Below are 21,541 nucleotides of genomic sequence, written 5' to 3'. Positions count from 1 at the left end.
TCCCCAAAATGGTGGAAGAGTCGAGCGTTTGATGTGATCCAGTTCATTGTTTTCACCTGTGGTCTGGTATGGATAACCCTGCAGGGTGCCGCCAACATGCACTATGCCTGGCAGTGGCACCGAGTGCCTCAGTACCTCTACAAAGTGATCGACGGAGAACTGATCTGGGGTCCGCTCGTCGATGGGTTGTTTGTGACTCTTGAGATTGGAGGATACAGCATCGTGCTGGGGCTGTTCATTGGGCTGATCACTGCTTTTCTGCGCTTGTCGGGATCTTTTTCCGGTAGATTGCTGGCGACCGTCTACTTGGAAATCGTCCGCAACACACCGTTGCTAATCCAGCTCTTCGTATTCTATTTTATCCTCGGGCCGATACTGCAACTGGATCGTTTCTGGATCGCAGTGCTGTGCATTTCTTTTTTTGAGGGCTCATTTGCTTCGGAGATCATGCGGGCGGGTATCTTATCGGTGCCCAAAGGGCAATGGGAGGCAAGCGACAGCGTAGGGCTGAGCCGTGGGCAGGGTTATCTTTATGTGATTTTGCCCCAGGCAATACCGATTATGCTTCCTCCTTTGGCGGGCATTATTGTTAACCTAATCAAGCACTCCGCAATTGTCAGTGTCATCGCTGTGTTTGATCTCACAACAGCGGGGTTGGATATTATTTCGGAAACATTCATGGCTTTTGAGATATGGTTATTGGTAGCGGTGATTTATTTGTCGATAACAGTTACGTTGTCGATACTCATTGGTTTTCTGGAACGTCACATGAAACAGTCGGTTTAGTGGGGGTCTTGGTTTGCCCATCAAATTCGCCGACCGCATCATGAGGCGCGCTGGAAAAAGGGCCACACATTGTGTGGGGTTGTGACGTGTTACTTTAAACAAGGAGAAAACTATTATGCGTCCTGTTAAACAACTGATAGCGGGCATTACCTTTATGCTTGGACTTTTGTTGATTGCTTCGCCTGTGATGGCTGGTGAACTTCAACTGCAACTGACCACCGAGAGCGTAATCGAAACGATTATGAAGCGTGGCAAAGTGAGAGTGGGTATGGCGACATTTGTCCCTTGGGCCATGCGGAATAAGGCAGGCGATCTCATCGGCTTTGAGATCGATGTCGCGACCAAGCTGGCTGCGGACTTAGGTGTCGAGATTGAATTCGTGCCCACAGCATGGTCAGGCATCATTCCAGCGTTAATTGCTGGTAACTTTGACGTCATTATTGGTGGTATGAGTGTCACGCCAAAGAGAAATCTAACCATTAACTTTAGTAGACCCTATGCCCACTCTGGAATGGGAATCGTAGCCAACACAAAATTGGCAGGTGATCTTACATGGCCAGAGGGATACAACAGCTCAAAGGTGACGTTTACCTGTCGCCGTGGCGCGACTTCCTGTACTGATACCCAGGAATTGTTCCCGAAAGCGAAGCTGCGCCAGTTTGATGACAGTTCACTGGTTCTCCAGGAAGTCGTCAACGGTAACGCTCACGCTGTCTTGACAAGTTTTCCAAAACCCACTCTCTGGCAGGGTCAAAATCCCGACGTCCTATTTAATCCGACGCTCGAAAAGCTGACCGAGGGCGATGAGTCATTCGGGATACGGAAAGGTGATCCTGATGCGTTGAATGTCTTTTCAAACTGGATCATGGTTAATACGAGCAATGGTTGGCTCGATAAGACTTGGAAGTACTGGTTCACGACCATGGACTGGTCGGATCAGGTAGATCTCAAGAAGTGATTGTATAAGGGGTCCGGCTCATAGCCGGACCCCGACCTTTTTGTCTAAGCGTTTCAACAGTTAAATCGCCCCATCTATTCAGCGATAGGCGTATCTCATCATGAGAACCAGTAAATACTCGATCCGTATTCGAAGTACCCACTTGATCGATATCGCGGTAATTTCGGCTGTCATCGGCTTTATTGTGTACGTCGTGTACCGGGTCGACACAGTCTTGGTTTATAACTGGTACTGGGGGTTCATCCCCGATTACATCCTACGGTGGGACGAAGAGCTTGGCCGATATGCACCCAATCTTCTGCTAAAGGGGCTTTTTACGACTTTCAGGCTCGCAGTTTGGTCACTACTACTGGCCAGTTTAATCGGGGTCATCATGGGCGTGATGCGCACGAGCAAGCGCCTCTTCCCGAGGATGGTCAGCAGGTTGTACGTCGAATTTGTTCGAAATATGCCGCCTGTGGTATTTCTTTTTATTTTCTATTTCTTTATCAGTTCGCAATTGATTCCGATATTGGGAATCGACGAGATCTCCGTCCGGGCATCCCCGACAACGCTGGTTTTTCTGGAAATGGCCTTAGGTCCGCCCGAACTGTTCTCAAATGTTATCTCGGGGATAATTTGTCTGGCCATCTTTGAGGCCGCTTATATCACGGAGATCGTTCGCGCTGGCATACAATCAATCGACCGTGGTCAGATCGAGGCGGGCCAGTCAATCGGTCTTTCGCAATTCCAGGTTCTTCGATGGATCGTTCTTCCGCAAGCGGTACAGCGTATGGTTCCGCCGTTGGCAGGCCAGTTCATCACTCTGATCAAGGATTCTTCACTCGTCTCGTTGATTTCTATTCAGGAGCTTACTTTCCTCGCTCAGGAGGTCGCGTATTCGACACAATACGTGTTTGAAATATGGATTTTCGTTGCCGTTATGTACTTTTGCATTTGTTACTTGTTGGCTTGGTTATTCGGCCGCCTAGAGAAACGCCTGTCTGTTTATCGCGCGTGATCTATTTGACTACCGCTTAAATGTGCGCATAAATTGCGGTGAGAGGTAAAAGGACAATGGTTATTAAAGGGGGGAAACAGTATTACGGTGAGGCAATTGGTATCGCCCTGTTTGACGGTCGTCGTTACCCTATCCTTCCTGGTGACGTGGCGAATGCCAGTACCTATGACTATCCCGTACGGCTAAAGGTGATCGAAGGGTTGTTTGATACGCCGACACCATGGGATAAAAACCGTGCTGTTCCTGCCGATATCCAGAAAATTATTGATGCTGTTAAGTCTTTAGAGGATGACGGCGTTCGAGCAGTGGTGACGGCCTGTGGTTTCTTTTCTGTGGTGCAGGAGATACTGGCTGATGCCGTGAATATTCCGGTGTTTACATCGCCGCTAATGATGGTGCCTCAGATTGTTAGGATGATCCGAAGTGACCGTAGTGTCTGCATCATTACGGCATCTGAGCGTTTGCTCGTGTCCGACTATTTGACTGCAGTAGGCATTGAGTTAGATATGCCTGTTCACATTGTCGGTATGGAAGCCTCTACTGAATTTTTTGCGACTCATATGGGTGGTACACAAATAACCCTGGATGTCGACCTCCAGAGAAGAGAGCTTGTGGAAATTGTGCGGAATGCAGTTATACGATTTCCAGACATCGGGGCCTTGTTGCTGGAATGTTCGCAGTTGCCCACGTTTGCAGCTGATATTCAGGATGTCGTAAATCTCCCGGTATTCGATTACATCGGTTTTATTGACATGATTTACTGTTCTGTCGTGCAAAGACGTTATACGGGAATTCTTTAGAGTACGGGACACCCGCATGACAGTTTCGATGACACCTCCACCAATGTCCTACGGTGGGTATTACCAAACTGGAACACCAGCCGACGATCAAGAGTTGACCCGCGTTGGGCCTGGTACACCATGCGGGGAGTACATGCGGCGTTTCTGGTGGCCTGTCTCGATGGTTGAGCAGGTCACAGATCTGCCCCTATTAATCAAGGTGCTTGGTGAAGAGTTGGTTTTGTTTAGAGATCTGTCGGGTCGCCTTGGTTTATTGCATAAACACTGCAGCCATCGTCGCGCATCACTCGAATATGGAATTCCAGCGGAGCGTGGCCTACGCTGCTGCTACCACGGCTGGCTGTTTGACATTGACGGGCGAATTCTCGAGGTGCCGGGTGAACCCAAAAACAGCACAATTCCCCAACGTGTCTGTCATGGCGCCTATCCCGTAATAGAGCACAACGGACTGGTGTTTGCCTATATGGGTCCCCCGGAGCAGAAGCCGCCTTTCCTGCATCTCGACACCATGAGCATTGCTGACCACGACATGGTGCCTTACGCGATTGATTACCCGTGTAACTGGCTACAGGTTGCCGAAAATCCGATGGATCCGTTTCATAGCGTGTTTTTGCATACCCGAGTAACGCGGGCACACTTTAATACTGCCTGGGGTACCTTGCCGATTGTTGAATGGCATCCCATGAACGATGACATCGGTCTATTTTTGACCAATGCAAGACGATGGAAAGACTACATGTGGGTGCGTACCGCCGAGATATTTTTGCCGGCCACGGCACAGCCACCTGATATTTACCAGAATCCAGATCGGGAGAAGTTTTTTCCGAGAGTCGGTATTACCAAGTGGACGTTGCCGGTAGACGATACGCACTGCAAGATCATTGCCTGGCGGCACTTTGGCGATGATCTTGATTTAGATGGAAAGGGGAGTCGGGCTAATGTCGGTTTGAATAAAGTCGATTTTGTTGGCCAAACAGGGGATGAACGAAGTTATGAAGAAGGTCAGAGAATGCCGGGTGATTATGAAGCTCAGGTCTCGCAAGGGACAATAACGAAACATGAGGGCGAGCATCGGGGGAATACCGACGGTGGCGTCGCTCGTTATCGTCGTATGCTCAGGCAGGCGATTCGTAACCTCCAGGAGGGAATAGAACCGACGCGGCCGGATGTCAATGCAGATGGACACATTCCAACGATGGCAGGCGATGTGATTGTTCATTGCCCGGGCAGCGAAGCCGACCACCTGGATTGGCAGAAAAAGTTCGCCAATTTGGTCGGCCAGATTGTATCTGAGACCAAATTTCTTTCGGCGAATGAACGCAGTCACGAGATAGAACTCAGAGTAAAGTCGGTTCTTGCTGGAGGTGATCTCTAGATTCAGCCTCTGCAGGTGATGGATAGAATCTGATAATGCAGCGTTACTCAGCCTTAAGCTTGCTCCGAAATTCTCTGAGCTACCATGAGCAATGGAAGCAGGCCTGGCAAAGTCCAGAGCCAAAACGTCAATATGATGTGGTCATCATCGGCGGTGGCGGGCACGGTTTAGGTGCTGCGCACTACCTTGCAAAAGACCATGGCATCACCAATGTCGCTGTGTTGGAAAAAGGCTGGTTGGGTGGTGGCAATACAGGTCGAAATACGATGACCGTCCGTTCGAATTTTCTTCGCGAAGCAAGTGTGCCTTTCCATGAAGAATCGTTGGCGCTTTACCATGGTTTGAGCAAAGAATTGAACTACAACCTTATGGTGGGCAAGCGCGGCATGATCTCATTATTGCAAAGTTCAGGTGCGTCCCGACAGGCTACTCAGATGGCCAATACCATGCATATCTATGGTGCCCGCTATGAAATGATGTCCTTGGAAGAGATCAAGCGCCGACTGCCTATCTTTGAACCCTCGGCAGACACAAGAATGCCGATTGTGGGTGGGGTTTACCAGCCTGATGCGACCATGGTACGGCACGACGCCGTCGCTTGGGGTTTTGCCCGTTCAGCGGACAGCCGCGGTGTGGACATTATCCAGAATTGCGAAGTGACTGGAATTCTTCGCAATGGTTCAGGCGTTACGGGTGTCGAGACCACCCGAGGCACGATTAAGGCTAAGAAAGTGGGCATGGCCGTCGCAGGTCACGGCAGTGTGGTCGCAGCAATGGCGGGGCTGCGGCTACCCATAGTGACCCAGCCCCTTCAGGCATGGGTCTCTGAACCCATCAAACCCGTATTAGATGAAATAGTAGTCATCCGCAATTACTTCGGTACCTATCTCATGCAGTCGGATAAAGGCGAAATTGTGATCGGGCAAGGATGTGATCCCTATTCGTCTTACGCGCAACGCGGCACGTTTCCGATTATTGAGAATGCAACCTCTGCAATGCTGGAAATCTTTCCTCGGTTTAAACGGTTGAAACTCCTTAGACATTGGGCAGGTATGCTGGATATGACTTACGATGGCAGTCCGATCATCTCTAAAACCGATATTCCAGGGTTTTACATCGACGTTGCGGGCTCTGGCGGATTCAAGACAACGCCGATTGCCGCGAAGACGCATGCACATTTGATTGCGACGGACCAGCCCCATAAGCTAACACGGGATTTGGGTCTAAACCGGTTTGGTACGGGACACCTTGTTGTCGAGGGCGGTGTGTCGGCAAACCACTGATTGAGTCGAAGAGCATAGAACAATGATGCTGGTTTCCTGTCCGTGGTGTGGGCCACGCAATGAGGATGAATTTACCTGGGGTGGTGAAGCATCCCGGGTGCGCCCTGATGACCCTTCGGAGCTGACTGATGGGCAGTGGACCGACTATATGTATAACAACGACAACGAAAAAGGTTGGGTTGTCGAACGGTGGTGGCATGCTAAGGGCTGCGAACAGTGGTTTGAGATCTGCAGAAACAATGTAACACACGAGATAGCCTCCACCGGAACGGATGGAGAGACCTCCTGAATAATTTTCTGATACTGATTGAGCGGATCGTCTTGCGATGAATGCCTACCCCAGTCGAAGGACCAAAGGGGGGCTGATAGATCGGGATCGCGTTATTCCATTTCACTTTAACGGTAGGCACTACAAGGGATACCACGGTGATACGCTGGCGTCGGCGTTGTTGGCAAACGGGGTTCGAGTGGTGGCACGAAGTTTAAAGTATCACCGACCTCGGGGTGTTGTGGGGGCGGGATTCGAGGAGCCAAATGCACTGGTGCAACTTCAGGGGACATCTGAAGAGCCGAATGTGCTGGCAACGTGTTTGCCCCTGACTGATCATCTACATGCGAAAAGTCAGAACTGTTGGCCGGGGCCTCGGTTTGACCTGGGGGGTGTCAGCGATCGGATATCCCGGCTTATTCCCGCCGGGTTTTACTATAAAACCTTCATGTGGCGGCCATGGAGCAGCTATGCACGCATTATCCGTAAAGCTGCGGGTCTGGGTCAGATCCCCAAGACAACGGAATCTGAACATTACGAAAAACGATACCATCATTACGACATCCTGATCGTTGGTGCAGGACCGAGTGGCCTAGCCGCCGCTCTGGTTGCCGGTGAAAGCGGTGCCCGGGTTCTGATCGTGGATGATCAGAGTCAGCCGGGAGGACGGCTGCTCAGTGAGCCGGCGCAGATTGACGGGCAGTCCGCAGTGAACTGGGTTCAGCATGTCACCGCAGAAGTGGACCGTCTGCCCAATATTCGTAGACTTGCCAACAGTACGGTTGCAGGATACTACGATCACAATATGCTGACGATCGTCGAACGGAATCCTGAACAATCCTGGCTGCGTGAGCGATTTTGGCGCGTGCGTACAAAGCAGGTGATCATTGCCACAGGGGCAGTAGAGCGGCCGCTTGTTTTTCCGAACAATGATCGTCCTGGCATGATGCTCGTCTCGGCAGCAAGTACGTATGTACAGCGTTTCGCTATTAATCTTGGTCGACAGATCGTTATCACGACAAATAACAATAGCGCCTACCAGGCTGCTTTCAATCTTGTTGAGGCAGGACAAAATATTCACGCAATCGTGGATACTCGTCAGACGATTGATTATGAACTGTTGAAAAGATCGACAGACCAGGGCATAGAAGTGTTGAGCGCCTCGGGTATCAGCGCGGTTCACGGGCGTTCAAACGTGCATGGTGTAGAGGTGGTGTCTCTGGCTGATTCGTCACAGGTAAGTAAGCTTGCGTGTGATGTGGTCTGCTACTCTGGCGGCTGGAACCCACTGGTACATCTTCATTCACATTCCGGCGCAAAGCCGGTCTACGACCAGGGCCTTGCGTGTTTTGTGCCGGGCGAATCCGTTCAGCCCTCGTTGTGCGCAGGCGCTGTTCATGGCGTGTTTGATCTCAAAGGTTGTTTGCACGAAGGTCTGGAGGCTGGAAGGTACAGTGTCGAAGCATTGGGTCTGCGGCCAATGACGCTGCCGCAGCTCGATGTATCCTATACACCAGCACTTCAGATAGAAGCCATTTGGGAGATTCCGACTACATCCAGAGCCAAAGCATTTGTCGACTTTCAGAACGACGTGACGAGCAGTGACCTGAAATTGGCAGTGCGTGAGAACTATGTATCTATAGAGCACGTCAAGCGCTACACGACGGCTGGGATGGGAACGGACCAGGGCAAAATCAGTAATACCAATATAATAGGCCTGATCGCGAATCAACTTTCGGTTGAGCCGGATTCAGTGGGCACGACGACCTACAGGCCCCCTTACAGTCCGATCAGTTTTGGAGTTATCGCCGGATCACATGACGGTCCGCTGATACTTCCGCTGAGAACGACACCCATTACCCAGTGGCATATCGATGCCGGCGCATCGATGAATGAAGCGGGCTCCAATTTTCGTCGACCATTTTATTATCCTGGACCCGAGGAGGACATGAGTTCAGCGGTCAGCCGGGAGGCGTTGGCCGTACGGGAAAAGGTAGGTATTTATGACGGTACGCCGCTGGGCAAGTTTGAGCTTCATGGTCCAGATGTGACAACATTTCTGAATCGCGTCTACACCAATAGCTGGGACGACCTGCAAATTGGGCAGGGACGATTTGGGCTGATGTTGCATGAGGACGGCCGTCTGCTCGATGATGGTGTGACGTTCAGGTTGGGTGAGAACCATTACCTGCTTTCTGCTGGATCAGGAACCGCTGATGCGGTGTATACCCATATCGTGAGGTTGCTGCAGGTCGTATGGCCGAACTTAAGAGTGTATGTCACAACAGTAACCAGTCAGTGGGCCAATATTTGCGTCTGCGGACCTAAAGCCAGGGAAGTCTTGGTTTCAACGGAGATTGATATCAACCTGGACTCCGATTCGTTTCCATTTATGTCGATGCGCGAAGGTCAGGTGGCAGGAAAATTCGCGCGAGTTGCCCGCGTGAGTTACACCGGTGAACTCAGCTTTGAGGTCAATGTTCGTCGGCGTGATGGGCTTGCAGTGTGGGAGGCCCTGATGAATGCCGGGGCCACTTTCGGTATTACGCCGGTGGGTTCGGAGACCAGCGGTGTCTTAAGGATTGAAAAGGGTTATATCTCAGCCGGCGCAGAAGGTGATGGCATCACCAACCCTTTTGATGCCGGAATGGGCTGGGTGGTCAACATGAACAAACCAGATTTTGTCGGTAAACGGAGTCTGGTTAGAGACCGGTCTGTCGGTGGTGTCCGACAGCAGGTGGTCGGACTCCTGCCACAGGACGAACAGTTCGTGATGGTCGAAGGTAGTGCCATTATCGAGCCCGCGGCCGTTGGTGAGGCACCCAGCTTTCTGGGCCATGTCACTGCGTCATGTTTTAGCCCAAATCTCGATCGCTCCATATCCTTGGCGCTCCTCAAGAATGGGCGTGACCGGCACGGGGATACGGTCACTGTATCGGGTCTGGATCGAACCATTGAAGCGCTAGTGGCACCACCGGTATTCATCGACGCCAAAGGCGAGCGCATGAGAAGCTGAAATGCCCTACGATGTGACCGTTGAAAAACAAACACCTTGCGGCATGTTACTGCTGAAAGGTGGTCGTACTGCACAGGGTCGCTTTGCTGAAGTCTTGGGGATAGACATTCCTCAGATACCGAATACCGTGACGGTCCATGACATATATTCCGTACTGTGGTTGGGCCCTGAGGAATGGCTGTTGATCCTGCCAGAAACCGATGAGTATCGTATTGCCAGTGAGCTTTCTCACGATGCCGCCGGTGGTTGGGGGGTAGCCATCATTGTTTCTGATCATTACAGTGTCATTACAATACGAGGATCTGAAACAGCCGAGGTGTTACAGCAAGCCTGTGGCATAGATATACATCCCCAGGAATTTTCGGTTGGCCAGTGTTGCCGCTGTGCTTTTGCCCGAACAACGGCGATCGTGCGACCGCTGGACAGCCAAGATACTTATGAACTGATCGTGGAATCGAGCTATGCACGGTATGCGGAGCACTGGCTCTTCAGGGCAATGGGAGCCTGACATCTCACCCAGCTGGTGCGAACATGGACAATGCGGCACTGATCAATACTGAAGAACATAAATACTGGAACTCAGATTCTGCAGACTACTGGGTCACCCAGAAACAAGCACTGGATCAGTTGTTAGAGCCCTGGGCTCGCCTCCTGCTGGATTCGGCTGAACTTTCCGGCGGAGAACAAATCGCGGATATTGGCTGTGGCACCGGTGCCACGACATTGAAATTTGCAGCTCCAGTGGGTACCGGGGGTAGGATTATCGGAATCGATCTCTCCAGGAAACTGATTGATTCCGCTGTTGAATCGGCACGGGAACGCGCTATAGAAAATGTGATTTTTGTCGAGGCCGATGCCGCAGAGTACCGTTTTCCCTGTCCCCAAGACCTAATAATTTCACGCTGCGGGGTGATGTTCTTTGGTGATCTGGTGGCTGCTTTTTCAAATCTGCGAGCAAGCCTGACAACCACGGGCCGGCTATTATTTGTTGTCTGGCGAGCACCAGAACAAAATGAGTGGTATCAGTTTCCAGTGCGCTGTGCCGCTGCTTATTCTGATCAAAAACCCGAACATGATCCGGACGTACCGGGGGCGTTCACACTGGCAGATTCATCGAAAGTCAAACACATTCTTGAATCAGCAGGATTTCGAAACATCCGGTTGCGTGCAGTGACAGAGAAACTATGTGTGGGCCAGACAGTGAAATCGGCTGCAGACATGTTTATGGCAATGGGTACGATTCGGAATTTACTGGATCATGCGGACACCGAGTTGCTGAATAAGGTTAAACGCCATATGATTCAGGGACTTGAAGCTTACCGGCAGGAATCAGGGGTTTACATGAACGGAACCTGTTGGTTGGTACACGCCAGTGCATAATAGATGTGGTGTGGTACTTTGTGCCCTAGGCCGCAGCCCAGGGGCCTACACTGAGTGCAGTAATCTCAGTGGTGAAAGATCTGCCTCGGGTAAAGACGTCGGCCGAAGTATTCAGAACAGCCGAGATCAACGATAACATAAGCTCTGCGCTCTGGCAGAAACTTCTGCTGCCGGGTTTCCCCCACTTGTGCGGGCTTGATCTGCCTGCTGTATCGTTCGATGTGGCCGAATTTCATGGTAGCTTTCTAAAAGTAAATTTGAATTTCTCATAAATTCTTGCAGCAATAGGTTATTGTTATTCAGCTGGATACAGCAGTACAGCCGGCTAAATTTGGAATTTCGCTATGGTTCTACGAAGATGAGCCAACAGTTTTGTTAAGTCTGGAACAACATCATAGTGTGCGCAACGACTGATATCCTCTTCAAGCGTATCCCACTGGATAGCATCAAGCTGGGCACTTGAGAATGCAGAGAACACTTTTGGATTTTCCATTTGCAAAACTGGGTTGCACGTGCCATCCAGAAAAGCAACTCGAATCGCAGTATCCGGTTCGACGAGGTAATCCAGAAACGGGTGTGCCCAAGGTGACAACTCCGGTCGCATCAATGCGCATGTTACTTCGATGAATACGATACCGCCCAAACCACTAATCGGGCCGTGCGATGGGGTGACTGCCCTAACCTGCCCATGACCTTCCATCCTCGCTGGTGACGCTGTATAGATTCCGCCGCTGAGATAAAAGTCGATTTGGCCATCGATAAGCGCTTTATTCAGGCTATGATGATTATTGGTGACCAAAGCTGCATTGCGAAACCAGTCTTGAGCAGTATTCTTGAAAACACGTTCTTGAAGAGAATTAAGTGGCATGAAAGGATCAATGTCGGCCGCAATGCAGATGTGAAAAATATTAAAATCCTCGTACAAGAGAATTCCATAGCGTTGAACAAAATCTGGTTCAGCGGCGAGTTTGAAACCTTCGTCTTTAGCCAAGTGCTCAGAAATTATTTTGTCATTGATAACCAAATTAAATGTTCCAAATCGTTGGCAGATTCCAATCTTGTGATCACCATCGTCGGACCAGCCCCAGCGTTTAAGATCAGCAAACCGAGACGACGTTACCCGGGTTGTACTAAGGTCGTTGTCTTGTAGTGTCTGAACTGCGCCGCGGGGATACAGAAATCTCTGCACCCATGCATTATTTATATTGAGAATATCTACTCGATCATTCGGTAACTGGTTATCTATCTCATATGCTGCTTGTACATCAGAGATTAGGGTATCAGCATGAACTTCAATGTTGTGTCTACGTTGAAACGGATTCAGAATGACTGGGCTGTCATAGCCCTCCCAGCAGTAGACCCGAAGACTCTCTTTACCGTCAGGCATATTGACTGTGCGGGGCACCTACAGCGAGTGGTTTCAGTGCGACAGGATCTGGCTGAGAAATAACGTGGTGCGATCGTTTTTCGGTGAAGTGAAGAACTGATCCGGCGGTGCAACTTCAACGATTTTACCGTAGTCCATAAAAACCATGGTATCGGCTACAGTTTTCGCAAAACCCATCTCATGGGTCACGACGACCATAGTCATGCCTTCCTGGGCCAGTTCGGTCATGACGTCCAGAACTTCCTTGATCATTTCTGGATCAAGAGCCGATGTCGGCTCGTCGAACAGCATGATTTTGGGTTTCATACACAGGCTGCGCGCAATCGCAACTCGCTGCTGCTGGCCACCTGACAGCTGGCCTGGATACTTGTCAGCTTGCTCGGGAATGCGCACACGTTCCAGGTACTGCTTTGCAATATGCGTTGCATCCCTTTTTGACATTTTTCGGGATTTCATTGGCGCCAGGGTTAGGTTCTCAAGGACGGTCAGGTGTGGAAAAAGATTGAACTGTTGAAATACCATGCCGACCTCACGGCGGATCGTGAGTACATTGCTCATATCTTCTGTGAGTTCGATGCCGTCGACGACGATGGTGCCAGAATCGTGTGCTTCCAAGTGATTAATGCAACGAATCATGGTTGACTTACCGGATCCGGATGGTCCGCAGACCACAACACGTTCACCAAGTCTGACCGTCAGGCTGACATCTCTCAATGCCTGAAAATCGCCAAAGAACTTGTCGACGTTGTTTAATTCGATTATTGGTTGTGCGGACATGGTAAGCGGTGGACCCCGGAGGTCGGACACCAGAATGGAGATTATAAGGGTAGTCTTCTGTCGCTTAATTAATTTTGTCGGCGAGCCAGAGTAATTGAAGATGGCAAAAAGACCCAAAAGAAATTTCTTTCCTCCCTCCAAGGCGAAAGTGGGCTGCTGGGTGGCAAGCACCGGAACTGAAATTCGATTAATATCGGATAATCGATTTCGTGTCCAGTTAAGACAAAATCGTGTCTTGAAAATTCTGTGAGGAATCGCTGATGAGCTATGCCAGAGTAGAGCGTATTGAGGCCGATGATATTCCCGTGATCGATATTGCGAGTCTGAAATATGCCGATGATCGACAGTTGGGCGGGATTGCCGACGAATTGATTCGGGCTGCCGAAGGTTTGGGATTTTTTTATGTCAAAGGCCACGGGGTGTCCAGCAATCTGCTGGACCAGACTTATAACCTTGCGCAGTCTTTCTTTCTATCAGCTGACGATATCAAGGATTCGGTTGCGGTGACCGGCGGTCATAGAGGCTGGCTGCGAATCGGTGAGGCCCGGATGGAAGGTAGTAAGCATTTTGATCTCAAAGAAAGCTTCATCTGGGGCTTGGACGTGCCGTCTGACGACGGGGATGTGATTGCAAAAGATCGGCTCTTGGCCGCAAACCGCTGGCCGGATGCACCGACGGGTATGTGTAAAGTGTTTAACCAGTTTTTTGTTGAAATGCAGCACTGCGGTGAACAGCTTTTGCGTGCATTTGCGGTGAGTCTGGGTATCCAGTCGGATTATTTCGTTCGCCAGATTGATCGGCCGGTTTCCCGGGCCGCAGCGGTCTGGTATCCACCGCAGGCGCCGGATCTTGGAGACCGACAGTTTGGAGTGTCACCGCACACCGACTATGGAACACTGACCCTGGTAAAGCAGGACGATGTCGGTGGGCTGCAGGTTAAATCCAGCTCGGGCGAGTGGGTAACTGCACACCCGATTGCCGATACTTTTGTGGTTAATGTCGGTGATCTACTGGCGCGTTGGACGAACGACCGCTTTAAATCAACACCACACCGAGTGATAAATAGCTCTGGAAATGAAAGAATCTCACTGGCAATGTTTGTCGATCCCAACTGGGACATGATGATCCAACCCGTCGCCAGAGAAGGCGAGACTGTCCACTACGAGACGATCCGCTGCGCTGACTATGTCAACGAACGATATGACAATGCATTCGGTTATCGAAAGACCGATGCTGCCTGACATCCGGAAGACGCCTATTCGGGCGGTCTTGTAATCAGTAACTGGAACTTTATAGAAAGCGAGTTGAGTTGCCATCCGTCGGAGTGTGTTGGCTTTGCTTCCATCGAATCGGCTGTCTATCCAGACCTTGAACGATATTACAACCAGTACGGCGAGGCGTGGATTCATGAGCGACTATTCGCTTATATCGTATTAATCCATGACGTTAACGAAGACGAATGGCCGGAGTTTCTGGATCGACTCCATCCCGAGTGGACCCTAGATAGTCTCTCTAAGTTGCCTACCAAACCAGAAATTTGGAAACCCAATTCCTTAAGAATTGAATAAAACACTTATTAATCAACTAAATAAATGGTGAGCCCGGAAGACCTCACATTGATTGATAACTGATTGAATTGCTAGAAGTAGTCTCAGGCCACCCAAAAAGTTACCGTCAAAGTTACCGTCTAAAGCGCTGGCTTTGGTTGGATAGGAGTGGACGTAAGTACATTAGAAGAGATCATCCTGGTCGGTAGCAGCTAGAGTTGCATCGGGCTGTACGAAAAGTCACCATCTGCTAAAGCCCCCGACAGGGTTCCCAAAAAGTTAGAGTCGCGCCGTTTCAAGACTATTGGCTGAGTAAAATGTGGCCTGACAGAGGAGAGTTTTTTACTTTCTGTATGCTTATGACTGCTTTTTGTAGATATTCCATGGAGACCGAATATGTTTCGTTGGTTTGAATCCAGATTAAATCCCTACCCTGCGGAAGAACCAGGAGCACCACCGTCAGGATTCATTGCATTCTGCTGGCATTACACCAAACCGGCATGGCGTTGGTTGGCCTTCATGTCTTGTGTCACGGCGATGATTGCGGCTGGGGAAGTCTACCTGTTCGGGTTTTTTGGGAATGTGGTGGATTGGTTAGCAACCAGTGACAGGGAAGGGTTTCTAGATCGCGAAGGGAGTCGTTTGCTTTGGATGGGAATTGTGCTGTTGGTGGTGTTGCCCGGAATCACGCTGTTGCACTCGATGCTGATCCATCAAACATTACTAGGCAATTACCCGATGATCGCCCGCTGGAAGATGCATCGGTACCTGTTAAAACAGAGCATGGAGTTTTTTTCCAACGAATTTGCGGGGCGTGTTGTCACCAAAGTGATGCAGACATCTCTGGCAGTCCGAGAAAGCGTGATGAAATTGCTTGATGTGTTTATGTACGTTGGCGTCTTTTTCATCGCTATGACGATTCTTATGGCAGCAGCAGATTGGCGTCTGACGCTACCTCTGCTTCTCTGGGTGTCTGTGTACGTTTCACTGATCCGTTTCTTTGTCCCGCGACTGAAGAAGGTTTCTAGAGAGCAGGCGGATGCGCGCTCTGACATGACAGGTCGCGTAGTTGACAGCTACACGAACATTACCACTGTCAAACTTTTCTCCCACGCTGGACGCGAAGCCACCTACGCTCGAGAAAGTATGGATTCTTTTTTGATAACCGTGCATCACCAGATGCGACTTGTCACAAGATTCCAGTTCAGTGTCTACTTTATTAATGCCTTCGTGGTGTTTGCAGTCTCTGGAATGGCAATTTGGCTATGGTTGAACACCGTTGTGTCCATAGGTTCCATTGCCATTGCTATTGCTCTGTGTTTGAGAATCAATGGAATGTCACAGTGGGTCATGTGGGAGGTGTCTGGACTGTTCGAGAATATCGGTGTGGTGCACGATGGAATGTCCATGATGACCAAACCACATGACGTCAACGATATACCGGATTCCGAACAATTGGTTATTCAACAGGGCCGCATCGTATTCGAAGATATCGGCTTCCACTACGGTAAAAGTAGAAGCGTGATTGAGAAGCTTTCTCTAACTATCCGACCTGGTGAGAAAATCGGGGTAGTTGGTAGGTCCGGAGCCGGGAAGACCACGCTAATGAATCTGTTGCTGCGTTTCTATGACCTGAAGTCTGGGAGAATCTTCATCGACGGTCAGGATATCTCCGAAGTTACTCAGGATAGTCTTCGTTCAACAATTGGTGTCGTGACTCAGGACACCTCCTTGCTCCACCGATCAATTCGGGAAAACATCGCTTATTCCGCACCCGAGGCATCGGATGCAGAAGTAATCGAAGCCGCAAAGAATGCAAATGCCTGGGAGTTCATTCAGGAGCTTGAGGATTCGAATGGTAGAAAGGGGCTGGGTGCTCACGTTGGTGAGCGGGGAGTCAAGCTTTCCGGAGGGCAACGGCAGAGGATTGCAATTGCGCGGGTGTTCCTCAAGAATGCGCCGATTTTGGTATTGGATGAGGCCACTTCTGCACTTGATTCGGGGGTGGAAGCTGCTATTCAGGAAAATCTGTTCCAGCTCATGGAAGGCAAGACCGTTATTGCTATTGCACATCGGCTTTCCACCATTGCTCAGTTGGATCGCTTGATTGTGCTGGACCAGGGCAAAATTACCGAATTTGGAACTCACGCTGAACTCGTTCAAAAATCAGCAATCTACGCTGATCTTTGGTCTCGTCAGTCCGGTGGATTTCTTGCGCCGGATGAATATGAAGGGAGAGTTGAAGCTGCTTGAAGCGTAGTTAACTAATATCGTAAATCAATAGTTTAATGGTGGGCCCGGAAGACCTCACATTGATTGATAACTGATTGAATTGCTAGAAGTAGTCTCAGGCCACCCAAAAAGTTACCGTCAAAGTTACCGTCTAAAGCGCTGGCTTTGGTTGGATAGGAGTGGACGTAAGTTCATCAGAAGAGCTGGTCTTGGTCGATTGCGGTCAGAATTGCACACCCGATCCCGCGCGTAGGTGACTGGAATGGACTGTAGAGGACACGAATAGACAGGAGCCGGCTCCACTTTGGCTCCACCGCTTGGGGGCACCCACCCTCCATTAGAGATTCTTCGAATTAAATATATTATTTCCGCATACCGAGGGGTATTCTGAGCATCCTGATTTAAGTGCTCAAAATCCAGAATGAAAACATCACTTGGAAATGACTCTACGCTAGATGCCTTTAGCTTAGTCAGAGATATTGGTCCCGATCAATATAGAGTTCCAACTAAATCATATCCATTACCTTTTTCCCCAAAAGAGTATGAAGAGAGATTGGAACGATCCCGCAGAGAGATGGAAACACAGGGCATAGATCTGCTACTTGTGACTTGCCCTGAAGGTATGTGTTATCTCCATGGCTACGAAGTGACTTGGTATAAGGCGGCTTCTACGACTCATTGGTGTCCTACCACGACAACGGTGATACATGTGGATCACAACGAGCTAATACTATTCGACGGTGAGGATGCAGTTCCTTCAGCAGCTAATAGAAGACTATCAATTGATAATAGCTCGGCGGCGAATTTCGGGACGAGACTTTCGGTTGAAACCGCAACACGAGAAATTGTCAAACAACTCTCAGATATAGGTTGGTTGAGTAATAAAACGAGAGTTGGTCTTGAATTATGGAGTTATATTCCGCCACCTGCAGTAAGCACTCAGCTGACAGAGAGAATATTGTCAGTAGGTGCGAGCGTACTCGATGGCAGTCGGGTAATGAAAAATGTACGTAAGCTCAAATCTCCTGTGGAACTCGATGCAATTAGGCATGCGGCAAAAATCGCAGACATTGGTTTGAGAGCTGTGGCGAACAGTTTTCAGCCTGGTATGAGCCATGGTGAAGTTTTTGCAGAAGCTATGTATGCGATGTTGAACGCGGGTGGTGAAATACCAGGAATTCCTCAGGCAGTTCAGCCTGGCTGGCCGCAAAGTACCCATTTGTTACCGTCAAGAAGACAAATCAGTGCAGGAGAACCCTTTGCAGTCGACGTAGCAGGTGTGTTTAAGAGATATCACGCAAATTTAGATCGAACTTTTATATGGGGTGAGCCAAGTAACGTTCTCTGTGACATGAATCGGGCAGCAAAGGAAGCATTGGAAGTACTGGCGTGCACAGCGAAAGCAGGGACTTCAGTCGGGACAGTTAGCCGAGCTTTAAGGACACATTATATAGAGTCAGGAATCTGGAAATACCATCACTACTGTGGAGGTTACGAACTTGGTATAGCTTTCCCACCTGACTGGGTCGGTGAGTTTGAGTGGTCTGTGGATGATGACAATTGCTTCGATAGTTTTGAAGAGAATATGGTTACCAACTACGAGAATTCGTTTCGAAACGAAGATTTACAGTTTGAATTCGCGCAGATTGCGTTTAGCCGGGATACCCTAATTTATACATCTGACGGTGCAGAACGATTATCAACAATCCCAGTCGATCTTATTGTGATGGAAAACTAACCTCGGTGGATTTATTCGAAGGGTCTTTGATTAACGCAAACCTGACTGGGATAAATCTAACGCGGGCGGACCTTTTAAAGACATTTCTGAACGGGGCAAAACTGGAAAACGTAATTTTCTGTATGACCAGAATGCCTAATGGGACAGAAGATAATTCGGGGTGTTAAAAAAATTCGCCCCGAACTTTCGACTAAAGCCTCTGCTCTTAAATGCGTATAGCGCATCAGCCTGGTGTACCAGAAGCTTATGCGCGGCTGTCATAGACAAGCTGCGGTAGTGGCGGTGGCGGACCGTTCATGTCGAGACCGTGTACGTCCAGAACGAATTCAGCAAATTCGCCCTGCATAGCGGCCATCATCTTCCCGAAGCTCTCAGCAGGGTTTTCGCCCTCGAAGGTCAAGATGATGAAGTCACCATTAGGTGTTTCCTGCAAAAAGGTGCGTTCATGTACGCCGGCCTCCTCTCGGACCTTATCCGTTTCTGGCTTTGATGAGGCTTCATTCATACTATTCATCATCTGTTGCCACTTGTCTTTTTTGCCAGGCAGTATAGGCAGACACATAGAAAGCAAAGCCATGTTCTCTCTCCTTTAATTGGCGATGGGAATATTCCCTTCTGAATTAGCTTTTAAATTGTACTCCGACAATGTTAATTTTATAACGAAAGAGCAACTACCCCAGCCTCTCCACCAAATCCTCCACCCTCAAATGCGTATAGCGCATCAATATCTGGGTGACTCCCATGCTTTCAGCTGAGGCTGCCTCTAAGCCGTCATCCTCGCTCCATTACTAGCTACACCTTTCTCAGGGTGTTTGACCATCCAAGAAACGTTCCATATCCACCCCCTTGTAACTCTTGAATTAGGGGTTACCTCCAACTTCTCAATCTTCCGTAGTTTTCGCCTTCCGAATGCAAACGTCCTGGATACTTCCAGAGTGGCTGGTCATAAAGACCTGAAGACAACGCTGGAATACATCCATGTAGCGGATGATAGACTGCATCAAACGGTAGCAAACCTACCAAAGTTAGGCACACTTGAAGATTGGTAGCGGTGGGAATGTCAAAAAACATCGAGAAAACTGGCTCCCCGGGCAAGACTCGAACTTGCGACATATGGATTAACAGTCCACCGTTCCAACCACGGCTAATTCAAATAAACGCCTACAAATAAGCATAAACCTAAACTCTGATCCTGTGCTTGTAGGTTGTTTATGGTCGTTTCGCGACAGAAACGACGTTGAGTTAGTGTCATTTTAGTGACAGTAGTTAAATTCTTAACTCCGACATTACCTACGCCAACTGCGCCGGGCATGGCGCAAACGTTTGCGCCCGAAATATCAGTCTGTATCTTCTTTGAAGTCTCCGCCTTTAACTGGATTAAAGGATGCCGTGATCTGCGGCGTCTGGGTCAGTGTCTGGTAGACGACGCAGTAACGTTCCGTCAATTTGAGTAAGGTGGCTTGTCCTTCTTCATCAGCATCGCTGTTAACCTCGAATCTCAAGCTTATATTGCGAAATCCAACGGGTGCTGCCTTATCCACACCCAATGTGCCACGAAAGTCGAGATTGCCATCGGCATAGACTACGCCGTGATGTATCGTGATACCCATGGCGGTCGCAACGGCACGGAGCGTTACACCGGCACATGCCACTAGAGCCTCGAGAAGCATATCCCCGGAACAGGCAAAAGTTCCGTCACCACCAGTGGCTGGATGCAACCCAGCTTTGACCAAAGCGCGTCCCGTATCGACGCTACACGCAATCTCACTAGAATGCAGTTTCCCTGACGCGGATAGGGTGATAGTGGCAGAGTCCGGATCGGTCCGATAACGTTCCTTAATTGGCGTTTGCAGTTCCCGTAGTTCCCCCGCTGTTATCGTTGTCTTCGCCATCTCTTGCCTCCTTTCATGTTTACCTCTTACTGTAAGGACATAACGACAATCCGTTTAGTCAAAATATCCAGCTCTCACACACTTACCGATCATGTTTAGGATTAAATTTGTAGCGGTGATTGCGCTAATTTGATTGATGTCACGAGCGGGTGTTATTTCAACAATATCCATTCCTACTACGCGACCTTTGGAAACCAATCCATGAATTAGCTTTCGGGCTTGCGGATATGTCAGTCCGCCGGGTGCAGGACCAGCGACAGCAGGCATCACCGAAGGATCTAATCCATCTGCATCTATTGTGAGGTAATACAATCCACCTGGTGGTATTTTGCTGAGCACGTGATCCATACCATGGTCCTGGAGTTCTAGATCAGTAATCAGATGGGCGCCATATTCATTAGCCGCTTCTATCTCTTGCTGCCGACCACTACCTTGGCCTCGAAGTCCAATTTGGAAAATCTCATCTATATGGTCCATTTCTGATGCTCGGCGCATTGGACTTGAGTAACCTTCGCGGACACCGTCGAACTTTTGGTCTACCCAGTCTAAATGGGCATCGACCTGAACTAAAGTGATTGGCCCGGTATTTTCAAAAGCTCGCAATACAGGGATCGGTACACCGTGATCTCCACCTAAAATTATTGGCATCGCGCCTGAGCGTAAGATTAACCTGACTGCTTGCTCGGCGTGGTCGTAGTGTTCCTGTAAGTTTCGGGGGTTACCAATCACATCGCCACAATCGACTACACGAATGGATTTACCATTGAAAAGTGTTCCTCCAATATCAAAATCCCATCGCTCTAATCCACCGCTCGCTTTACGCGAGGCCTGTCGAATCGCGGTTGGCGCATTTGTCTGGTCATTAGTTACTTCGTCGATGTTATACGGGTCACCGTATGGTAGGCCAAGGATAACGATGTCTGCTTGTAGATTCCCAAGGTCAAGTTCGAGATCAAAGTCCATAAATGTCTGCCGGACTTGGCGGGGAGGTACAGTAAGTGTTGAATCTGATCTGTTAGTTGCCACCATATTGCTCATTTCTACTTCCTATAGTGATTGGGGTATTTAGCAACTATTATTGTCTCATGGGTATCCGTGGTGC

19 protein-coding genes are annotated in these 21,541 nt (G+C 49.5%); 13 read left to right on the top strand and 6 right to left on the bottom strand.

The window, feature by feature from the left end; all coding sequences use genetic code 11:
* Positions 1-33: 33 nt before the first annotated feature.
* From MK323_12390 to MK323_12345, 10 genes are all read left to right on the top strand, one after another.
* Positions 34-786, top strand: a complete 753-nt coding sequence (locus tag MK323_12390; GenBank protein ID MCH2482948.1) for an amino acid ABC transporter permease — start codon at positions 34-36, stop codon at positions 784-786.
* Between the two features lie 115 nt (positions 787-901).
* The gene (locus MK323_12385) at positions 902-1,744 is read left to right on the top strand and encodes a transporter substrate-binding domain-containing protein (protein ID MCH2482947.1); all 843 of its coding nucleotides are present in this window, start codon (positions 902-904) and stop codon (positions 1,742-1,744) included.
* A 100-nt stretch (positions 1,745-1,844) separates the two neighbouring features.
* Positions 1,845-2,744 carry an amino acid ABC transporter permease gene (locus tag MK323_12380; GenBank protein MCH2482946.1) on the top strand — a complete coding sequence of 300 codons (900 nt, stop codon included), beginning with the start codon at positions 1,845-1,847 and terminating at the stop codon, positions 2,742-2,744.
* A 56-nt stretch (positions 2,745-2,800) separates the two neighbouring features.
* The gene (locus tag MK323_12375; protein ID MCH2482945.1) at positions 2,801-3,544 is read left to right on the top strand and encodes an aspartate/glutamate racemase family protein; all 744 of its coding nucleotides are present in this window, start codon (positions 2,801-2,803) and stop codon (positions 3,542-3,544) included.
* A 16-nt stretch (positions 3,545-3,560) separates the two neighbouring features.
* The gene (locus MK323_12370) at positions 3,561-4,919 is read left to right on the top strand and encodes a Rieske 2Fe-2S domain-containing protein (GenBank protein ID MCH2482944.1); all 1,359 of its coding nucleotides are present in this window, start codon (positions 3,561-3,563) and stop codon (positions 4,917-4,919) included.
* A 35-nt stretch (positions 4,920-4,954) separates the two neighbouring features.
* Positions 4,955-6,202, top strand: coding sequence for a sarcosine oxidase subunit beta family protein (locus tag MK323_12365; protein ID MCH2482943.1), 1,248 nt, complete (start codon positions 4,955-4,957; stop codon positions 6,200-6,202).
* Between the two features lie 22 nt (positions 6,203-6,224).
* Positions 6,225-6,491 (top strand): sarcosine oxidase subunit delta, encoded by a 267-nt coding sequence (locus MK323_12360; GenBank protein ID MCH2482942.1) that lies wholly within the window; start codon positions 6,225-6,227, stop codon positions 6,489-6,491.
* Between the two features lie 37 nt (positions 6,492-6,528).
* A complete protein-coding gene (locus tag MK323_12355) occupies positions 6,529-9,486 on the top strand; it encodes a sarcosine oxidase subunit alpha family protein (protein MCH2482941.1) in 2,958 nt (985 codons plus the stop codon).
* A 1-nt stretch (position 9,487) separates the two neighbouring features.
* On the top strand, positions 9,488-9,994 hold the full coding sequence (locus tag MK323_12350; GenBank protein ID MCH2482940.1) for a hypothetical protein: 507 nt from the start codon (positions 9,488-9,490) through the stop codon (positions 9,992-9,994).
* A 23-nt stretch (positions 9,995-10,017) separates the two neighbouring features.
* Positions 10,018-10,866, top strand: a complete 849-nt coding sequence (locus tag MK323_12345; GenBank protein ID MCH2482939.1) for a class I SAM-dependent methyltransferase — start codon at positions 10,018-10,020, stop codon at positions 10,864-10,866.
* Positions 10,867-10,931: 65 nt separating this feature from the next.
* Here the strand turns inward: MK323_12345 and MK323_12340 are convergent, their stop codons facing one another.
* From MK323_12340 to MK323_12330, 3 genes are all read right to left on the bottom strand, one after another.
* Positions 10,932-11,102 (bottom strand): hypothetical protein, encoded by a 171-nt coding sequence (locus MK323_12340; protein ID MCH2482938.1) that lies wholly within the window; start codon positions 11,100-11,102, stop codon positions 10,932-10,934.
* A gap of 89 nt (positions 11,103-11,191) precedes the next feature.
* Positions 11,192-12,253 (bottom strand): hypothetical protein, encoded by a 1,062-nt coding sequence (locus MK323_12335; protein MCH2482937.1) that lies wholly within the window; start codon positions 12,251-12,253, stop codon positions 11,192-11,194.
* Positions 12,254-12,286: 33 nt separating this feature from the next.
* Positions 12,287-13,015, bottom strand: a complete 729-nt coding sequence (locus tag MK323_12330; protein ID MCH2482936.1) for an amino acid ABC transporter ATP-binding protein — start codon at positions 13,013-13,015, stop codon at positions 12,287-12,289.
* A gap of 275 nt (positions 13,016-13,290) precedes the next feature.
* On the opposite strand from MK323_12330, the gene MK323_12325 reads away from it, so the two are divergent.
* From MK323_12325 to MK323_12315, 3 genes are all read left to right on the top strand, one after another.
* Complete coding sequence (locus tag MK323_12325) at positions 13,291-14,271, top strand: 2OG-Fe(II) oxygenase (GenBank protein MCH2482935.1); 981 nt, start codon at positions 13,291-13,293, stop codon at positions 14,269-14,271.
* A gap of 702 nt (positions 14,272-14,973) precedes the next feature.
* Positions 14,974-16,830 carry an ABC transporter ATP-binding protein/permease gene (locus MK323_12320; protein ID MCH2482934.1) on the top strand — a complete coding sequence of 619 codons (1,857 nt, stop codon included), beginning with the start codon at positions 14,974-14,976 and terminating at the stop codon, positions 16,828-16,830.
* 400 nt (positions 16,831-17,230) lie between these two features.
* Positions 17,231-18,547, top strand: coding sequence for a Xaa-Pro peptidase family protein (locus tag MK323_12315; GenBank protein ID MCH2482933.1), 1,317 nt, complete (start codon positions 17,231-17,233; stop codon positions 18,545-18,547).
* Between the two features lie 244 nt (positions 18,548-18,791).
* Here the strand turns inward: MK323_12315 and MK323_12310 are convergent, their stop codons facing one another.
* The 3 genes from MK323_12310 to MK323_12300 form a co-directional block, all read right to left on the bottom strand.
* Positions 18,792-19,124: a hypothetical protein gene (locus tag MK323_12310; protein ID MCH2482932.1), complete on the bottom strand. Its 333-nt coding sequence runs from the start codon at positions 19,122-19,124 to the stop codon at positions 18,792-18,794.
* Positions 19,125-19,884: 760 nt separating this feature from the next.
* Positions 19,885-20,424 carry an OsmC family protein gene (locus tag MK323_12305; GenBank protein ID MCH2482931.1) on the bottom strand — a complete coding sequence of 180 codons (540 nt, stop codon included), beginning with the start codon at positions 20,422-20,424 and terminating at the stop codon, positions 19,885-19,887.
* 69 nt (positions 20,425-20,493) lie between these two features.
* Positions 20,494-21,402 carry an agmatinase gene (locus MK323_12300; protein ID MCH2482930.1) on the bottom strand — a complete coding sequence of 303 codons (909 nt, stop codon included), beginning with the start codon at positions 21,400-21,402 and terminating at the stop codon, positions 20,494-20,496.
* Positions 21,403-21,541: the final 139 nt, after the last annotated feature.

The organism is Gammaproteobacteria bacterium (assembly GCA_022450155.1).
Taxonomy (GTDB): domain Bacteria; phylum Pseudomonadota; class Gammaproteobacteria; order Arenicellales; family UBA868; genus REDSEA-S09-B13.
This window is presented reverse-complemented; position numbering and strand designations above follow the sequence as displayed.